Raw genomic sequence first — 17,201 nt, 5'->3', positions numbered from 1 at the left:
GTTCTTTATTCCGATCAATTAGGCATCGGTACTGCATCAATTTTTCGCTGTTGCCCCGCCGCACCTCGAATTCACGCGTTAACCCGCATATGCGCCGAGCACACGCCGAACCCACGCCGAATACCGCACCGGCAATTCCGCTTTTCTTATACAGACCCATGCTAGGGTCATTGCTGAATTACGAATAATTAAAGTTTGTTATTATGTTGATTCACGATTGCTTATACATTGGCCATGACGATGCGCAATGCGACTCTGCGGCAATTGAAGGTTTTTGAAACGGTAGCGCGCCACCTGAGCTTCTCGCGTGCCGCGGAAGAATTGCATCTGACGCAGCCCGCCGTCTCCACCCAGGTCCGGCAGCTCGAGGAGCACGCTGGGTTGCCGCTGTTCGAACAGCTCGGCAAAAAAATCTATCTGACGCCGGCTGGCACCGAGATGCTTCACTACAGCCGCGCGATCATTCAGCAGTTCCATGAAGTCGACGAGGCGATGAGTCAGCTCAAAGGCGTCTCCGGCGGCAAGCTGAACGTCGCGGTGATCAGCGCCGGCGACTATTTTTTTCCACGCCTGCTGGCTGAATTCACACGGCGCTACTCCGGCGTCGTGCTCAATCTCGCCGTGCACAATCGCGAACAACTGTTGCATCAACTCGCGACCAACCAGACCGATCTCGCGGTGATGGTGCGTCCGCCGCACGAAACCGACGCGACCAACGAACCGTTCGCGCCGCACCCTTATGTGATCGTGGCGGCGCCCACGCATCCGCTCGCGCACAAGCGCAACATCAAGATGAGCCAGTTGGCGAACGAGGCCTTCATCGTGCGCGAGCGCGGCTCGGACACATGGAATTCGATGGAAGAAGGCTTCGCCGGCCGTCTCGCCAATCTCAAGATCGCGATGGAGATCAAGAGCACCGAGACGATCAAGCAGGCCGTCATCGCCGGCATGGGAATCGCATTTCTGTCCGCACACACGATCAGTCTCGAGTTGCAGCTCGGCCACCTGGTCGTACTCGACGTCGAGACCTTTCCGGTCATGCTCAACTGGTACGTCGTGCATCGTAAGAACAAGCGTCTGCCGCCGGTTGCGGTCGCCTTCAAACGCTTCCTGATGGAAGAAGGCGCGAACCTCATCGAGAAAATCACGCGCGTGAAGGAATTGAGCGTCTATAAGCAGTAGGTTATGGAAAGCCAATAAAATTTTAACTATTTCAAATTGATCAGCATCCCTATCCTGCAAGTGAGTTCCCTTACTTGTCAGCCCAGGAGGCCGATCATGAATCACGCTTCGGTTGAGTCTCATACCAGCACGCGTACCGCACGCGCCGCCGTGGACAGCCCCGACGACGCCCATCTGAGCGCGTACAACGCCGCCTTCAGCGACCTTGGCCTGCGGTTCCGCTGGGATGAGGCCACACTCGACGTGCTGAAGGAATTCAACAGTGAAGCGGCACGCATCACTGCCTACATTGAGCGATTTCATGCGCATCTTCACCGGGCGTACGACGCCGAGTTTCTTGCCCAGATGATCCTGAGCAAGAAGGCCAGGTACTACAGGCGAATACTCGGCAGCCGGCGATTGAGATTTTCGGCGGGACGGTCCCGCCATTCGCTCCATTTTCCGCCTGGCGCGTTTGTGTATTCATCTTTGACGGCACATTGCGCGGCGAGCGGAACGTTGGCGGACAGACCCACGCTTTTGTACGTTCATGTTCTCACTGACATGCCGGCCGCGGCGGTGCCGGTAAGCTGCCACGCGCACCATGTCCGGCGTTGTTGTCTCACGCAGCACCCATGCCTGCTCGTCGCCACCGTGCCATTCAATGCGCGCCAGCAGTTCGCGCTGCTTCAATCGCTCCGACCGCTCCAACACTAACGCGTGGTGACAGCGTCCGGCGAACGCGTGAGCGCCAGGACCGCTGGCATAGGCGCGGCTCACCATCAGATGCGCACCGAGTGCAACGGCCAGCGCACTCATCGCAAGCAACGCGGGGAGCCCAAACGGCTGCACGCGTTCGGTGACGAAGCCATAGCCGAGCCATCCGCATAGCAGCAGCGTCAGCACATTGACAATGCTGTGGCCCGGATGCGCTGCCACGCTCAACGCCAACGCGCCACGCAGTTTGCAGAATTCGATTGCGGACGTGGCGAAAATAAGCGCACCGATGAACACCGCGGCATAGAGTTCGATGCGCTCGCCATTCGCCTGGGCCGCCGCGGACAGATAACACGCAAATGCACCCGACATGACAGCGAGCCCCACGACGCTGCCAAACAACGCGACGAGCCGCGGCCGTCGCGTCATACCGCTACCTCACACGCAGCGGTCAACGTATTGCTTAGCGTGCCGATCCCGTCGATCGTGATCGTCACGGTCGCACCGTCCTTGATCGATCCGACGCCGACTGACGTGCCGCACGCGATCACATCGCCCGGCTCGAGCGTCAGGTCCTGCGAAATCAAACGCACCTGCTCGGCTGGCGAAAACACCATGTCGGCGAGCGGATAATTCTGCCGCTCCACATCGTCGAGCATCGTCACGAGATGCGCTGTGCGCCAGTCGAAACCGGAGATAATCGACGGTCCTATGCAGCAGAACGTATCGAAGCCCTTTGCGCGACACCACTGTGGGAAGTGCGGATTCTCATTGAGCAGATCGGCTGCGGTCACGTCATTAATCAGCGTGTAGCCGAAGATCGATTCCGCCGCCTCGTCTGCACTCGCATCGCGGCAGCGCCGCCCGATCACGATACCGAGTTCGCCTTCGTAGACGATCTTTCCCGTGTAACTGAGCGGTCGGCGGATCGGCTCACCCGAGCCGATCACCGAACCCGCCGGCTTCAACAGAAATAGCGGATGCGAAGGCACAGGCTTGTCGAGCTTCGCCGCGAGCGCGTGATAGTTATTCCACAACGCAACGATCTTGCCAGGTGCACAAGGCGCGAGCGGCCTGAGTGCACGTGTCGACAATACCGCGCCGGTCGGCACCGGCTGATCGAGACTTTCGTACTCGTGCAGATAGCCGCCTTCCACCCGGCCGAACACGACGCCACCGTCGCTCGACATGAAACGCATCCACGTTTCCATACGTCACTCCTGGAGCCTTCAGATTGAGCGCTCAGATTGCGCCGGCGGTCCGCAATGCGCTGATCTGCTCGGGTGAATAGCCGAGTTCCGCCATGACCTCGTCGGTGTGTTCACCTAGAAGCGGCGAGCGTGTGACTTCGGTCGGGCTATCCGACAGTTTGATAGGATTACCAACCGTCAGATATTTACCGCGAGTCGGATGATCCACTTCGACAATCGTGCCGGTTTTGCGCAGCGACGGCTCTTCGGCGATTTCCTTCATGGACAGAATCGGCCCGCAAGGAATGTCGTATTTGTTAAGGATCTGCATGGCCTCGAACTTGGTCTTGGTCATGGTCCAGCGCTCGATCTCGGCAAAGATGTCCTTCAGATGCGGCAAGCGCGCGGCAGGTGTGGCGTAGTTCGGATCGGTGGCCCATTCTTCCTTGCCGATCACGTTGCAGATCTTCGCCCACACCGGTGCCTGCGTGATGAAGTAGATATACGCATTCGGATCCGTCTCCCAGCCCTTGCACTTCAGAATCCAGCCTGGCTGGCCACCGCCTGAAGCATTCCCCGCGCGCGGCACCGCTTCGCCGAACTTCCCGTTCGGATATTGCGGATACTCTTTCATCGTGCCGGTGCGGTCGAGCCGTTGCTGGTCGCGCAACTTCACGCGGCACAGGTTGAGCACGCCGTCCTGCATCGCGGCGAGCACCTTCTGACCACGCCCGCTTTGCGTGCGCTGATACAGCGCCGTGACTATGCCTAGTGCCAGATGCAAGCCCGTGCCGCTGTCGCCGATCTGCGCGCCAGTCACCACCGGCGGACCATCGTCGAAACCGGTGGTTGAGGCCGCGCCGCCCGCGCATTGCGCGACGTTCTCATACACCTTGCAGTCTTCGTAAGGGCCAGGGCCGAAACCCTTCACCGACGCCACGATCATGCGCGGATTCAATTCCTGAATTCGCTCCCACGTAAAACCCATTCGATCCAGCGCGCCCGGCGCAAAATTCTCCACCAGCACATCGCATTTCTGAATCAATGTCTCGAGAACCTGCTTGCCTTCCGGGTTCTTGGTATCGATCGTGATCGAGCGCTTGTTGTGATTGAGCATCGTGAAGTACAAGCTGTCCACGTCGGGAATATCGCGCAGTTGCTCACGCGTGATATCGCCGGCACCGGCCCGCTCCACCTTGATCACATCCGCACCGAACCACGCAAGCAACTGCGTGCAGGTCGGGCCCGATTGCACATGCGTGAAATCGAGAATGCGCACGCCGTCGAGTGCTTTGCTCATTTCAAGTCTCCTAAAGGTCTGCGCGTTTTACTTGACCATCTTCTGATTCTTCGTGCCCAGCGCGTATTCGCGCGGGGTCGCCCCAGATCGGACGCCGGGTTGACCTCGATACATACGGTATGTGATATATCACATTCAATCAAGGCCCCTTTCGAAATGCAGCTATTCCGGAATTTCTTTGGCAAACGCTTGCCTGGCCTGCTCTACCGCGAAATGGCGCCGCATACGTCTGCTCAATCAGAGGGAAAACACCGAGTTATTGTTCACCTCTGTCTCGTTTGATATATCACATACCATATTTCACGAGCCGTCAAGCCGGGCTTATCCCGCACCGCAAGATGAAAGCGATCGACTGAGAAGTCGGTGAACACCCATGAATATGGATGGGAGAAGCCGGCTGAACGCGGCGTTGCGCTCTTGGCTTGCCAGCCTCGCCTGACACGCACGAGTCGGCAAACAAAAAGGCCCGCAGTGATGGCATCACCGCGGGCCTTTTCATTCGTTGCGCCAATCAGGCGCCTAAGCAGCCATCAGTCCAGGAAATCGCAATTCGCTTCGACAAACGCCGCCAGATCGAGCGAATGCTGGCGCGTGAGCCGCTCAGCCAGTTCGGTATCGCGCTTCTCCAGCGCCTCGATAATGCGCAGGTGGTCGACGATGGAACGTGAGGCGCGATCGCTCTGCGAAATGGTCATGCGGCGAATCGCCCGTACGTGGATAAAGATGTTCTTGATCGTGTCGAGAATGATCTGCGACTTCGACAACTCCACGATCGCCTGATGAAACGCGATGTTGGCATCGGAATACTCGATGATGTGCTCGGCTGGCGTGGCGTCGCGGAAATTGTCGAACATGTGGCGCAGGCGGGCGATTTCCTCGTCCGTGGCATGCAGCGTGGCTAGACGCGCCGCCATGCTTTCGAGCGCGGCCCACATCTGGATCATTTCGACGATCTCACGCTTGCTCTTGCGCACGATGTAGATGCCGCGCCGCGGCACCATGCGTAGAAAACCTTCCTGTTCGAGCAGCGTCATCGCCTCACGCACCGGCGTGCGGCTCACGCCCAGCGATTCGCTCAGCACGCGCTCGTCAAGGCGGATTTCTTCGCGAGTCTGGTATATATCCGCGTCGGCAATGGCCTGGCGGAGCATGACATACGCCTGATCGCGCAAGCTCGCGCTCGCGCCGATGGGTTGCAACGACAACGTCAAGGGTGTGGCCACTGCTTCAGTTTGAAGTTCTGACGACATTCATCGCCTCTTGTTGAACATGCGCACGATACGGCGCCGCCGCAACCATTTCGCTGTCTTGCTCACCCAGGCCGATGAACCGGCCATGTTGCGCTGCGCGCTGCGCAATCGGATGCGGGATCCAGCGGGTCAACAGGACGGTGGCGGCAGAGCCTAAACCAACAACGGCAACGGCAAGCAGCGCGAGAGGAACAAATTCCATTTGTAGCTCCGAATGATTGAGTGGAACAGAGCGCTCAATCATATGCTGCAATGCCGCAAAAATCAATATTCCGTATGTAGTATATCAGTCAATGTTATTTTTAGGATTGCATGTTCAAGGTAGCACGGGTGACTGGCGGGCGGTTCCTCTGCTTGCGCAAACAGGCGAAGCTCCGTGTAAACGCGCAAAACGCGCGCTATTCGCGCAGTCGCGTTCGGTGATCGCGCAATTTCTCTTCAATGCGGATTGTGGGAACCGCTCCTCGTCATTAACCTTCGGGGAATCCTGTGATGAGCCCGCGGCGGCCACTGCTCCGCACTGTCGCGCGCGTCCAGACAGCACCCAGAATTCCAAGGAGACACCGTCATGAGTACCATCATCCCAAAGGCGCCGCAAACGGCCGTCGCCGACAATCGCACGGCGCGCAGCCGGGCACGCAAGGCGGCGCTTGGCAGCTTCGTCGGCGCCGTGGTCGACTGGTACGATTTTCTGCTGTACGGCATCGTCGCCGCGCTCGTCTTCAACGCCGAGTTCTTTCCTAAAGTCAGCCCGGCGATGGGCACGCTCGCCGCGTTCGCGACCTTCGGCGTCGGCTTTCTGTTCCGGCCTCTCGGCGGCTTCGTGTTCGGTCACTACGGCGACCGGCTTGGACGCAAGCGCATGCTGGTCCTCACGGTGATGATGATGGGCCTTTCCACCGCGGCAATCGGCCTGCTGCCTGCCTTCTCCAGCATCGGCTGGTGGGCGCCGGTGCTGCTCGTAATGTTGCGCGCGATTCAGGGCTTCGCGGTCGGCGGCGAATGGGGCGGCGCGGCCTTGATGGCGGTCGAAAGTGCGCCGGAGAAGAAGAAGGCGTTCTACAGCAGCGGCGTGCAGGTCGGCTATGGCGTGGGTCTCGTGCTTTCGACCGGCCTGGTGGCGATCATCAGCCGCTCGATGGACAACGCAACATTCCTGAGCTGGGGCTGGCGCCTGCCCTTCCTGTTCAGCGTGGTGCTGGTGCTGATCGCGCTCTGGATCCGCTCGAGCATGGAAGAATCGAAGGAGTTCGTCGAGAAAGTCGGCGAGCATGGTGAACGCAGTGTGCGGCTACCGATCGTCGAGGCATTGCTGAAGCACCCCAAAGCTTTCCTGCTGATCATCGCGCTGCGGCTCGCCGAGTTGTTCACGATGTATATCGTGACCGCGTTCGCACTGAACTACTCGACCGCAAATCTGCACATGCCGCGCGAGTTCTTCCTCTCGATCGGCCTGCTGGTGGGCACGGTGAGCTGCGTGACGATTCCTTGCTTCGCCTGGCTTGCGGACCGTTTCGGCCGCCGGCGCGTCTATATCATCGGCGCGTTGATCGGTATGTTCAGCGCGGTGCCATTCTTTCTCGCGCTCGAAGCCCGCTCGACGGTGTGGATCGTGATCTTCGCCGTCATGCTCGCCAACGTCGCCCACGACATGGTCGTAAGCGTGCAGCAACCAATGTTCACCGAGCTGTTCGGCACCGAGTACCGCTACAGCGGCGCGGGCGTCGGTTATCAGGTGGCGAGCGTGGTCGGCGGCGGATTCACGCCGTTTATCGCGGTGGCGCTGGTCAGCTTTGCCGGCGGCTCCTGGCATCCGGTGGCGGCCTATCTGGCGATCGGCTGCCTGATCTCGGTGCTCGTGGCGGCCAGGATGAAGACTGGGCGTACGGTCGACTGATTTTTGCTGATTCCTGCTGATGACTGTTGCGGCAGGCCGGCTTGGCGAGGGTGCCAGCGCCGGCCGGTTTGTTTACGGGGGGGCGAATTTTTTGTAGGTCGTTCTGGAATTCAAGTCCCCTTCGCCCACCGGCGACTACCGGGGCTGGCCTCCGCGTTTCCAGCAATCCCATTTCCTGCCGTTCTGCCGTTCTGCTATCCCACTTCCCCGCCCCGCTTTCCTGGCAATTCCATCGTCCAGCCTGCCTGTATCCGGTAGTCCATTCCGGACGTTTATGTCGCGCTGCCGCAATTCAACAAATTACGGTCGCATTTCACCAGGCTAATGCCTTATGCATTTCCATCTCATATTGCAAAGGCTAAGTCCGCGTCCTATCGTTCGTCGCAGCACGGTCCATATCGAAATCGTGCACGCCATATGAAATAAATTTGCATATATGGCTGAAGGGTGAATCTGCAATTTTTACGCCGCGACACTAAAGCATTGCGTATGAAGCGCCGATAACAAAGCATTCGTCATACCGGAGACCGACCATGAGCAGTATCACCGAGCCGAGCGGGAATTCAGGCTCCGCCCCATTCTTTTCCAAACAGGCCACCGTTGCGAAACCGGGTTTTTCGCGCTGGATGGTTCCGCCTGCGGCACTTGCCGTCCACCTCTGTATCGGCCAGGCGTACGCCTTCTCCGTGTTCAACGGTCCGTTGACTAAAGTCATCGGCATTACGCAATCCGCTCCTGACGACTGGTCGCTGACGTCGCTCGGCTGGATCTTTTCGCTCGCGATCGTGTTCCTCGGTTTGTCAGCGGCGTTTGCGGGCAAATGGCTCGAACATGTCGGCCCGCGTCGCACGATGTTCACCGCGGCATGCTGCTTTGGCGGCGGCTTCCTGGTCTCCGCGCTCGGCGTGTATCTGCATCAGATCGTGCTGCTGTATCTCGGCTACGGCGTGATCGGCGGGATCGGACTCGGCCTCGGTTATGTGTCACCGGTATCGACACTGATCCGCTGGTTCCCGGACCGTCGCGGCATGGCGACCGGCATGGCGATCATGGGCTTCGGCGGTGGCGCAATGATCGCCGCGCCTTTGTCGGTGGCATTGATGAACCACTTCCGCAGCGCGACCAGCATCGGCGTGGCCGAAACCTTCGTCGTGCTCGGCATTGCGTACTTCATCTCGATGTCGATCGGCGCACTCGCGATTCGCGTGCCGCCGGCAGACTGGAAGCGGGCCGGCTGGACGCCGCCCGCGACCAACCAGAAGAAGATGATTTCACGTAACCACGTGCACATCGATCAGGCGTTGAAGACACCGCAGTTCTATCTGATCTGGCTGGTCCTGTTCCTGAACGTGACGGCCGGCATCGGCATTCTCGGCCAGGCCTCGGTGATGATTCAGGAGAGCTTCAAGGACACCGTGACCGCTGCTGCAGCGGCTGGTTTCGTCGGTCTTCTGTCGCTGTTCAACATGGGCGGCCGTTTTGTATGGGCCTCGGCTTCGGACTGGATCGGCCGCAAGAACACCTACTTCATCTTCTTCGCGCTCGGCGCCGTACTGTACTACCTCGTGCCCGGCTTCGCCGCGTCCGGTCAGATCGCCCTGTTCGTGCTCGCGTACTGCGTGATCCTGTCGATGTACGGCGGTGGCTTCGCGACGGTGCCCGCCTATCTCGCGGACATGTTCGGCACGGCGTTCGTTGGCGGCATTCACGGCCGGCTGCTGACCGCCTGGGCTGCGGCGGGTGTCGCGGGTCCTGTCCTGGTGAATTACATCCGTGCCTATGAAGTGGCGCACGGCGTGGCAAAGGCGGATGCCTACACGATGACGATCCACATCATGGTTGTGCTGCTGGTGATCGGCTTCGTCTGCAACCTGCTGGTCAAGCGTGTCGACGACAAGCACCACATGACCGACACACAACTCGCCAAAGGCGCCTAAGGAGACTCGCATGTCGACCGTTCAATCCGTTCATCCGACCAACAAGGTCAAGCTCGCCATCTTCTGGTTGTATGTAACGCTGCCGCTCGCATGGGGCGTGATCAATACGCTCACGCAAGCGATGAAGCTGTTCAAGTAAGTGTTGCGCCGCACCCCGCACGATCGAACGTGCGGGGTGCGAGAAAAGCTTGTCGACGCGCGCGAACCGCGCGCGCTCTCCTACCCTCCTTGCCCGGCTACCACTGGTACGCCGCACCTGCGCCGACTGTCGTCGTGGCAGAACTGACGCCCGCCCCGAGCTTCACCTTGACGCTCTGCGTAACGCGCGCCGACAAACCAACCGCGACCGCCTGATATCCCTTATAGCCAGCCGTCCCGACACCGATCGCGAGATTCTTGTTCGCATCGACCTCCGGAACCATGGTCAACGCAATAGCCGACGCCGTGCCCGAATACGCATTGCGCGCGATCTCATTCATGCCGCCCTGAAACTGCTGCATGTTCACGGCGTCGCCGGGTGCCTGTCCCGCCGCGACGTTCGTGATGCGGCGCTCGTTGCCGGCCGAACCGACCGAAACCGTGTTCGACTGATCGGCAACCGAGCCCTCGCCGATCGCCACTGAGTTCGGCGCACTCGCTTTTGCACCGCCACCGATCGCCACCGTACCGTTGCCGATCGCCTGCGCCGCATTGCCTGAACTGTTGACGGCGACATAGGAGGTGCCGGTGAGCTGAGTATTCTTCACGGCCTGACCTAGATCTCCGATCTGCTGATTGGTGTTCCAAAGTTGCGCGCCGGTCACCGCATCGCTGCTGGTAGCCGATACTTCGCCGTCCTGCAAGTTGGTCAGCGTGACCTTTGGAGCATTCGCTGCCGTGCCGCCGAGCGTGACTTTGTCGTGCGCGGAACTGTCGTACTGGACCGCGTTCGCCACCGACCCGCTGATGTTGCTGATCGTGGTTTGCAGTCCGGCAATATCGCTGGTGTTCTGCGTCACGCGGCCGTCCAGATTGCTGATCGCGCTGCCGACGTTGTTCACGACCGCGCCACCCACGCTGTACGACGGCGCCGTCACCGAGCCGTCCGGATTGATCGTCGAGCCGCCGCCGAGCGCCACCGCCGTGCTGGCCGCGTGCGTATAGAGTTGCGCCCCGTTGATCGCATCGGTACTGGCGGCATTGACCGCACCGGGCGCCACACCGCCGAGCACCCGGTTGCCTGCCGTGCCAGCTATGTTGATCAGACTGCCGTCCGTCGTCGCGCCGACGTTGATGATGCGCGACACAGGATCTTGCGTGACGATGCCGATCCCGCCGGTCTCCATGTTTTGCTGCAAGGTGGTAAGCCCGCTGTCGAGCGAGCCGAGCGCATCGCCGACGGTGGTTTGCGTGCCGCCCTGTACGTGATAGGTGGGACCGATCAACGAACCGTCGACATTGATCCGCGCGCCGCCACCGAGTGCGGCCACGATGGGTTTGACCTGACCGACATTGACCGCGGACGCATCCGTGGTGCCCGCCGCGATACCGGTCAGTTCGCGTGCCCCGCCCGTGCCGGTGAAATCGACGCTGGCGCCGTCGACGTCTTTAGCCACAGTGAGATCGCGCGACACCTGATCCTGCTGGACAAGGCCGATTTCGCCATTCGTGATCTGATTCGTGATGTTGCTCACGTCTCCTTCGATCGTCGTGGTGCGCGCGTCGAGGTTGGTGATCTGCGTGGTGTTGTTCGTGACGCGTTGATCGAGGTCGGTGATGCTGCCGGTGTTGGCGGCGATGTCGCTGGCGTTCTGCGCCACCGCCTGGTTGGTCGCGAACAGCTGCGAACCGTTCACGGCGTCCAGACTGTCCGCCGCGAGTGCCCCGGGACGTATGTTGGTGATCCGCACCGGCGTGCGGGTTTGACCAAAGGTCACACTATCGTGCGCCGTCGAATCGTACTGGACCGCATCCGCTGCAGCCGCCGCGCCCGTGGTGGCCAGCGCGGACAGTGCCGAGCCAACGTCGCTATAGGTTGTGCCTCCAATGGAGAACGCGGGCTTTGTGATCTGCCCATCGTCAGCAACGTCCGCGCCGCCGCCGATCCCGGCCAGCGCGCCTTTTAATTGCGCGATATTGACGGCGTCATGGATCTGGGTGCCAGCAGCGACATTCACAATCTGACGTTGCAGCGTGCCGTTGCCCACCGAAACCACGTTAGCCCGGACGGCCGAGGAAGCGGCGCCCAGCGCGACGGAGTCCGCGGCCGTGGCGGTCGAGCCGGAACCGAGCGCGATCGCCCTGGTCGCCTCCGTGGCAATGAATGCGTTGCTGCCCGCAGCGATGGAATCTTCCGCATTGGTCTGGACGTTAGTGCCGATGGCCAGCGCATTAGCATTCTGCACCTTCGCGAGATAACCAATCGCCACGCCGTTGTCAGCGAAGGAATTGGTCGTAGCGCCGGCGCCCACAACCGTTGAACTCGCCGCCAGCGCCCCCGCTCCGGAGCCCACCGCTGTGGCATTATTCAACGCTGCTGCCGAGCTCGCGCCGACCGCTAGCGAGCCGTCACCCAAGGCGGTCGCTCCAACGCCGACCGCCATGGCGTTCTCTCCGTATAGCGCCGTCGTTGTCAAACCCGGTGTGATCACCGGACTAACGGCGATGTACTGGGTGACCGGCACGTCGTCTGCTAAAGCCACAGCCCCAGCACTCAGTAATGTGGACGTGTTCGCCGCGGATGCAAATGACTGCGGGACTGCCGCCAGCAAGCTGGCCGCCGCCCCGGCAGGCCCATTCATAATCGGGTTGAGCGGTTTCTTCAGCGTATTGTCATTCAGCGCGGACGCCGGATGCAACGTTCCAACCACCGCCGCACAATCGCCATTGCTCACCCCGCATTCTTCAGCGCCAGCCGGCAACGAAAACGTCAATGCCCCCAATAATCCCGCGCTGGCAGCCACCAGCGCGCCATGTGCCGACGCACCTTTCGCCCCACGGCTCTTCGCCACCTCAGACGCAGCGACGTACGCACCGGTCGTTCTGTTCCAAACAGTCTTGTAGGTTTTATTCAACATTCCTCCCAGTCTTTTTTATCGAAAGTCAGTCACCAAGATTTTTCTTAAGACATCCTAAAGATCCAGCTCAAACGCAGAGAAACTTAAGAATGCGCCGCGCTTTCACCTGGTCGACAAACGCGACGCCGCTAGTTTGCCGTCAGCTTTCAAGCCGGCGAATACGAAAACTCCTAAAAGCGATTTTTTAGCTTGAATGAGTACAAACGGCATACCCTGTTTAGGACGTAAAGTGCCAAACGTCTTAGATAAGCGGGGATATTTTTAAGCCGTGCCAGGACAGGCTCGTAGCGTTTCTCAAGCCTTGAGGTCAAGCATTAAGCCCGCGGCGCGGCATCGTTTGTGAGAGGGGGTATCGAACGAGAAAAATCAACGGGCAGTCTGATGCCGCTCGTGGAAGGAAGCCGATTTGGCGTTGACTGACAATCTTGCTCGGGAGGCAAACCGTGAGCGGTTAGACCCGCCCCGGGCGCCTCCAGCGTGCTCGATTTATGCGGAGGAAAATTAACCCGCATCAGGGCGCGGTCTCTGCAGACCACGCAAACACTGCATCGCCGCCTTAGATCTTCTCGAACAGCACTTCTTGTGCGCCTTCCCACAGCACCTTGGTACCGAGCTCGCGCAGCTTTTCCTTGCCTTCGACGATGGTCAGGAAGTGATTCCCCGCGAGCTGGCCCAATTTGCTTGCGAAACAGCACGAACCGTACGCGAGAATGATCTCCGTTTCGCTATAACCGCCCGGATAGAACAGGATGTCGCCAACCGACGGATGGCTCGTGTGATTTTCGAAGTCGACTGCCGTGCCGTCGTTTTCGAGTTTGAAGTCGCCAAGCGGAACCCAGCAGCCCTCGCCGCTCCAGCGCACGTGAATGATCTTCTGACGGTACGGCAGGAGCTTCAGAAAAGCAGCCACTGTTTGCGGCGCGTCAGGATGCGTTTCGGCGATAAAAACATGGCCGCAGGAGGTGATTCGAAGTCGGGTCATCGCTAGGTATCCGGAGTGACGGTTGAATGGAATGGTCGGTCAGACGCCGGCTAAAGCCAAGCCGTAGGGGCAATATTCTGTCGGCCGATGCAATGCTTCGACAGATACAATTGCCGCGCAACTGGTCAGGCCAGTTGATCCAGTGGGAGCGGCTACCGCGCATCGCGCAGATCGCCGGCCGCCCAGGGCAACCCGCCGTGACTCACCGCTGCCCGGCAGATGCAATGGTTTCCGGCGACTCCCACTGCCCCACATATTGAACCCGGCAGTTCCAGGCGCGGTCGGAACAGCGTCGAGGCCCGCGCGTGCCAGGTCGATCCCCAACCGCGCCACGAAAGTTCGTAGTTTGCAAGGCGCGCAATGCACAGCAAACTGCGAAAAGTGCGTGATTCCCGTTTCGGCGATTCAACCAACTTTGCCCTCGACAACCCACCGCGGCCGGCCTCGATACACTATGCCACGTGGCGGCTGGGCATTCCCGCGCTGCCTGGCGTCGGCGGTGGCGAACGCCTGCGTGCCGTCAACCGTCTGCCGCTTGGGCATCGCATGCTGGCGAGCCGCCCACGCGTTCCAGCCGCGCAACCCGACTCTCAGCCGCGCAGCCGGTAGGCAAGCGGTGTCACGCCGTAGCCACGCTTGAACTGCACGGAAAAATGACTGGCGTTCTCGAAACCAACCGCAATGGCGATTTGCAGCACCGGCTGATCGGTAGCACGCAGCAGCCGCGCGGCTTCCTCGAGCCGCAAGCGCGTAACCAGCTGATGAGGCGTTTCACCGGTCTCGCGGCGGAACACACGAGCAAAATGAAAGCTGCTTAACCCGGCGTGCACGGCTAGTTCGCTAATGGCCAGATCGGCGGCAAGATTGGCGCGAATGTAATCGGTTACACGGCGAATGCGGCGCGGCACCAGGCGCTCGGGCTGCGGCGGCAGGCCGGCCTCGGCATGACGGCCGCGCGAGTAATGTTGCAGCAGATGAGCGGCAAGCGCGTGAGCCAGCGCGTCGACATACAGCCGCGAGTCGGCAGGGTCGCCCGCGGCGCGATGCAAGGCGCCAAGCATCGCGGCGATCAGTGGATCGTGAAACTGCATCGCGTCGCCAAGCGACAGCTCGCGTGAGCCGCCCAGCTCCATCTGGTCGGCAACGCTGTCGATCAGGCTGCGCTCCAGGTGCAAATGGACGGTCGACAGCGGCTCATCGCTGGTCGAGCGCCAGCGCCACGAGATTGGTACGGGCGGCACGAACCAGACGTCGCCCATGCGCAACTCGGCGCTCTCCCAGTGCCCGTTCAGGTTGCGCTCAAGGTGTTCGGCACCGCTGCTGAGCGTCATCAGCGTGACGTCCTGCAGGCCGGGCGCCTCCAGCAGTTCCTGCTCGGCCGGTTCAAGGTACGAGCGCAGCACCAGATACCGCCACGGGCGATCCTCGCTCGACACCAGTTTCTGGCCCGCCATATAGCGGTCGTAGGCGAGCGTCGTTGTCAGCTTTGGAATTTTTGCCATCACGTCTCTTTCTGGGAGGTCCCGTATGCACATGAACAAACCCTGTCACACCCGCGTCGCCGGTTAGAGGTCAGCGCAAGATCTCAAAAATGATAGCAAGGAACCGGCTACCGTAATATTTGGAAATAGTGAATCATCCAGGTTGTCGTCCATCACGCGTTTCGAACGCCGGAGCTACCGTTTCATGGAACACGAATGCGATACGCTGCCGCATTGGCTAACCGGTTCGCCGCAAGGCGAAGCCAGCCACGTGTCGGCGGCTTACAACTCAGTGGTTAGCGCACAACCGGCTTACCCGGCCGGCACGCGGCAACCCGAGAAATCAGCCCACGCGGCTGAAGCATCCAGGGCATCAACCCGCACCGCTTCAGGCATCGTGCCCGCGGGTTTCCTCACGCTCTTCACCGAGGAGGAGATTGGCACGCCTTCGCCCGCCGCGCGGCGGGCCGCACCCATAATCAGTCCGCTGGTGCGATTTGGCAGTGCGCAGGATCGCATCGAATTTGTGCGGCGGCGCATCAAGCAACTTGGCTTCGACTCGTTCAGCTATTCAGCCACGCGCACGACCGCGCATCATAAGACGATGTTCGCGCTGACGAGCTACGAGTCGCAGACATGGCTCACGCGCTATTTCCGCGAGCGTTATTTCGAGCTCGATCCGCGCGTCGCGCTTGCCTCGCCAACCGGCATGCCGCTCCTCTGGAACACCGCGGATATGCGCGCGGACCTGCCGCGAGCGCAGATGCGCAGCGAGCGGCTCGGCGGGCTGATCGACATGCTGGAGGCCAATGGCCGCAAAAGCGGGATTCTTACGCAGATGCCGCTACCCGAGCCGGAGCTGAGCGCGAGCCTGTGCTTCAACTCGGAGATCGGCAACCCGCGCTGGATGACGGAATCGATCGTGGCCGAAACGCTGATGTTCGCGCACACGATCCACGAATTCATCTGGACGCACGCGAAAAGCGTGATCGGGATCGCGCCCGCGCAGCAGCAGCGCGTCACGCTGAGCGAATTGCAGCATGCGGTGCTGAAGGCCGTGGTGCAGGGGCAGCGTGACAAGGAAATCGCTTACTTCCTTGGGCTGTCGCCGCATAACGTCGACTACCACCTGCGGCGCCTGCGGCAGTTGTTCAACGTGCGCAATCGCGTGCAGCTGATCAATGTGGCGCAGGGATACGTGACGTAGACTAGGCATGAACGCGCGCTGCGGCCGGTTCGGATGTCGAGCCGGCCGCACCTTTGAACTTTAGCGCCGCACCATGCGCGGCGTCGAACCTCAAACACTGCGCATGGTGCGCAGGCAATCCGCCGCGAGTTGCTGGTAGATCCGGGTTCCGGACGATTTCGCCACGACCTCGGCTTCGCTCAGGGTGCGCACCACGCGCCCGGGCACCCCGGCCACCAGCACGCCCGCAGGCACCCGCCAGTCTTTCTTGACGAACGCGCAGGCGGCCACGATGCTCGCCGCGCCGAGCACGACGCCGTCCATCACGACGGCATGCATGCCGACCATCGTGTTCGGTTCCAATGTCGCGCCGTGAATGATCGCGCTATGCCCGATATGACTGTCGACGCCAAGCCAGCAGGTGTTCGCCACGCCCGTGTGCAGCACACAACTGTCCTGCACGTTGCTGCCGCGCTCAACCACTACCGCGCCGAAATCCCCACGCAAGCTCGCATGCGGCCCGATGTAACAGCAGGCGCCTACCGTCACGTCGCCGATCAGCACGGCGCTCGGATGAACATACGCCGACGGGTCGACGCGCGGCCGCTTGCCGTTGAATTCGTAGAGCGCCATCGCGTCGCCGTCCCGGTTCAGCTCGCGTCCGCGAGCACGTGATAGTCGTCCGCGCCCCAGTACGCACGCATGCGCAGAATCTTGCCGGCGGCATCGAAGTCCATCACGTCGGTCACGTCGATATGCGCCGGCCGGCCGTCCTGCGCCGTGATGTGCACGCGAAAGCTGATCGACGCGCTATTGCCGTGCGAACCGCGTGGCGGCACCATCAACTCAAGCCGGGCACCCACTGACGTCGCATAGGTATAAAAGGTTTCGATCTCGCTTTTGCCCTCTTTCAGCGGCGTGCCGACCGGATCTTCGACGCTCGCGTTATCGGCAAACAGCGCGACGACGCGTGAAGCGTCGGCTGCATTGAATGCCTCGATATAGTCGACGAGGCGAGCCTTCATGTTTTCGCTGGTGTTCATC

Annotated in this window: 15 protein-coding genes and 1 pseudogene; 6 read left to right on the top strand and 10 right to left on the bottom strand. The window is 60.7% G+C overall.

Annotated elements, in window-relative coordinates; genetic code table 11:
* Positions 1-234: 234 nt before the first annotated feature.
* Entirely contained in the window at positions 235-1,182 is a 948-nt protein-coding gene (locus tag PQQ52_RS04995) for a LysR family transcriptional regulator (RefSeq protein ID WP_408207417.1), read from the top strand.
* 96 nt (positions 1,183-1,278) lie between these two features.
* A pseudogene (locus PQQ52_RS04990) lies at positions 1,279-1,585 on the top strand (hypothetical protein).
* Between the two features lie 59 nt (positions 1,586-1,644).
* On the opposite strand, the gene PQQ52_RS04985 reads toward PQQ52_RS04990, so the two are convergent.
* From PQQ52_RS04985 to PQQ52_RS04965, 5 genes are all read right to left on the bottom strand, one after another.
* Positions 1,645-2,307, bottom strand: a complete 663-nt coding sequence (locus tag PQQ52_RS04985; protein WP_408207415.1) for an NAD(P)(+) transhydrogenase (Re/Si-specific) subunit beta — start codon at positions 2,305-2,307, stop codon at positions 1,645-1,647.
* Positions 2,304-3,089, bottom strand: coding sequence for a fumarylacetoacetate hydrolase family protein (locus PQQ52_RS04980; protein WP_408207413.1), 786 nt, complete (start codon positions 3,087-3,089; stop codon positions 2,304-2,306). The genes PQQ52_RS04985 and PQQ52_RS04980 overlap by 4 nt, the downstream gene beginning before the upstream one ends.
* Positions 3,090-3,120: 31 nt before the next feature.
* On the bottom strand, positions 3,121-4,368 hold the full coding sequence (gene frc, locus PQQ52_RS04975; protein ID WP_408207411.1) for a formyl-CoA transferase: 1,248 nt from the start codon (positions 4,366-4,368) through the stop codon (positions 3,121-3,123).
* A gap of 530 nt (positions 4,369-4,898) precedes the next feature.
* The gene (locus PQQ52_RS04970) at positions 4,899-5,618 is read right to left on the bottom strand and encodes a GntR family transcriptional regulator (RefSeq protein WP_408207409.1); all 720 of its coding nucleotides are present in this window, start codon (positions 5,616-5,618) and stop codon (positions 4,899-4,901) included.
* A complete protein-coding gene (locus tag PQQ52_RS04965; protein ID WP_408207407.1) occupies positions 5,596-5,820 on the bottom strand; it encodes a hypothetical protein in 225 nt (74 codons plus the stop codon). The genes PQQ52_RS04970 and PQQ52_RS04965 overlap by 23 nt, the downstream gene beginning before the upstream one ends.
* A 366-nt stretch (positions 5,821-6,186) precedes the next feature.
* Here PQQ52_RS04965 and shiA point away from each other — a divergent pair, with 366 nt between their 5' ends.
* From shiA to PQQ52_RS04950, 3 genes are all read left to right on the top strand, one after another.
* Complete coding sequence (gene shiA, locus PQQ52_RS04960) at positions 6,187-7,515, top strand: shikimate transporter (protein ID WP_408207405.1); 1,329 nt, start codon at positions 6,187-6,189, stop codon at positions 7,513-7,515.
* Between the two features lie 533 nt (positions 7,516-8,048).
* On the top strand, positions 8,049-9,452 hold the full coding sequence (locus PQQ52_RS04955) for an L-lactate MFS transporter (RefSeq protein ID WP_408207403.1): 1,404 nt from the start codon (positions 8,049-8,051) through the stop codon (positions 9,450-9,452).
* Positions 9,453-9,462: 10 nt separating this feature from the next.
* Positions 9,463-9,591, top strand: coding sequence for an MFS transporter small subunit (locus PQQ52_RS04950; RefSeq protein WP_408207401.1), 129 nt, complete (start codon positions 9,463-9,465; stop codon positions 9,589-9,591).
* 97 nt (positions 9,592-9,688) lie between these two features.
* Here the strand turns inward: PQQ52_RS04950 and PQQ52_RS04945 are convergent, their stop codons facing one another.
* From PQQ52_RS04945 to PQQ52_RS04935, 3 genes are all read right to left on the bottom strand, one after another.
* On the bottom strand, positions 9,689-12,508 hold the full coding sequence (locus tag PQQ52_RS04945) for a YadA-like family protein (RefSeq protein ID WP_408207399.1): 2,820 nt from the start codon (positions 12,506-12,508) through the stop codon (positions 9,689-9,691).
* Positions 12,509-13,064: 556 nt separating this feature from the next.
* Positions 13,065-13,490, bottom strand: a complete 426-nt coding sequence (locus PQQ52_RS04940; RefSeq protein ID WP_408207397.1) for a DUF3830 family protein — start codon at positions 13,488-13,490, stop codon at positions 13,065-13,067.
* Positions 13,491-14,080: 590 nt separating this feature from the next.
* The gene (locus PQQ52_RS04935; protein ID WP_408207395.1) at positions 14,081-14,992 is read right to left on the bottom strand and encodes an AraC family transcriptional regulator; all 912 of its coding nucleotides are present in this window, start codon (positions 14,990-14,992) and stop codon (positions 14,081-14,083) included.
* Between the two features lie 184 nt (positions 14,993-15,176).
* On the opposite strand from PQQ52_RS04935, the gene PQQ52_RS04930 reads away from it, so the two are divergent.
* A complete protein-coding gene (locus PQQ52_RS04930; RefSeq protein WP_408207393.1) occupies positions 15,177-16,178 on the top strand; it encodes a helix-turn-helix transcriptional regulator in 1,002 nt (333 codons plus the stop codon).
* 90 nt (positions 16,179-16,268) lie between these two features.
* Here PQQ52_RS04930 and PQQ52_RS04925 read toward each other — a convergent pair whose 3' ends face one another.
* Together PQQ52_RS04925 and PQQ52_RS04920 are read right to left on the bottom strand one after the other, a co-directional pair.
* A complete protein-coding gene (locus PQQ52_RS04925; RefSeq protein WP_408207391.1) occupies positions 16,269-16,790 on the bottom strand; it encodes an LbetaH domain-containing protein in 522 nt (173 codons plus the stop codon).
* A 17-nt stretch (positions 16,791-16,807) separates the two neighbouring features.
* Complete coding sequence (locus PQQ52_RS04920) at positions 16,808-17,200, bottom strand: nuclear transport factor 2 family protein (protein WP_408207389.1); 393 nt, start codon at positions 17,198-17,200, stop codon at positions 16,808-16,810.
* Between the last annotated feature and the right edge of the window lies 1 nt (position 17,201).

The organism is Paraburkholderia sediminicola (assembly GCF_046030555.1).
Classification (GTDB): Bacteria; Pseudomonadota; Gammaproteobacteria; order Burkholderiales; family Burkholderiaceae; genus Paraburkholderia; species Paraburkholderia sediminicola_E.
Note: the sequence above shows the minus strand (reverse complement) of the source record. Positions and strands in the feature narration are given on the sequence as shown.

What these genes read in the sequence shown, in the direction of transcription:
- PQQ52_RS04995 (WP_408207417.1), top strand. Translation starts at nt 235, where the DNA reads ATGACGATGCGCAATGCGACTCTGCGGCAATTGAAGGTTTTTGAAACG.
- PQQ52_RS04985 (WP_408207415.1), bottom strand. Translation starts at nt 2,307, where the DNA reads ATGACGCGACGGCCGCGGCTCGTCGCGTTGTTTGGCAGCGTCGTGGGG.
- PQQ52_RS04980 (WP_408207413.1), bottom strand. Translation starts at nt 3,089, where the DNA reads ATGGAAACGTGGATGCGTTTCATGTCGAGCGACGGTGGCGTCGTGTTC.
- frc (WP_408207411.1), bottom strand. Translation starts at nt 4,368, where the DNA reads ATGAGCAAAGCACTCGACGGCGTGCGCATTCTCGATTTCACGCATGTG.
- PQQ52_RS04970 (WP_408207409.1), bottom strand. Translation starts at nt 5,618, where the DNA reads ATGTCGTCAGAACTTCAAACTGAAGCAGTGGCCACACCCTTGACGTTG.
- PQQ52_RS04965 (WP_408207407.1), bottom strand. Translation starts at nt 5,820, where the DNA reads ATGGAATTTGTTCCTCTCGCGCTGCTTGCCGTTGCCGTTGTTGGTTTA.
- shiA (WP_408207405.1), top strand. Translation starts at nt 6,187, where the DNA reads ATGAGTACCATCATCCCAAAGGCGCCGCAAACGGCCGTCGCCGACAAT.
- PQQ52_RS04955 (WP_408207403.1), top strand. Translation starts at nt 8,049, where the DNA reads ATGAGCAGTATCACCGAGCCGAGCGGGAATTCAGGCTCCGCCCCATTC.
- PQQ52_RS04950 (WP_408207401.1), top strand. Translation starts at nt 9,463, where the DNA reads ATGTCGACCGTTCAATCCGTTCATCCGACCAACAAGGTCAAGCTCGCC.
- PQQ52_RS04945 (WP_408207399.1), bottom strand. Translation starts at nt 12,508, where the DNA reads ATGTTGAATAAAACCTACAAGACTGTTTGGAACAGAACGACCGGTGCG.
- PQQ52_RS04940 (WP_408207397.1), bottom strand. Translation starts at nt 13,490, where the DNA reads ATGACCCGACTTCGAATCACCTCCTGCGGCCATGTTTTTATCGCCGAA.
- PQQ52_RS04935 (WP_408207395.1), bottom strand. Translation starts at nt 14,992, where the DNA reads ATGGCAAAAATTCCAAAGCTGACAACGACGCTCGCCTACGACCGCTAT.
- PQQ52_RS04930 (WP_408207393.1), top strand. Translation starts at nt 15,177, where the DNA reads ATGGAACACGAATGCGATACGCTGCCGCATTGGCTAACCGGTTCGCCG.
- PQQ52_RS04925 (WP_408207391.1), bottom strand. Translation starts at nt 16,790, where the DNA reads ATGGCGCTCTACGAATTCAACGGCAAGCGGCCGCGCGTCGACCCGTCG.
- PQQ52_RS04920 (WP_408207389.1), bottom strand. Translation starts at nt 17,200, where the DNA reads ATGAACACCAGCGAAAACATGAAGGCTCGCCTCGTCGACTATATCGAG.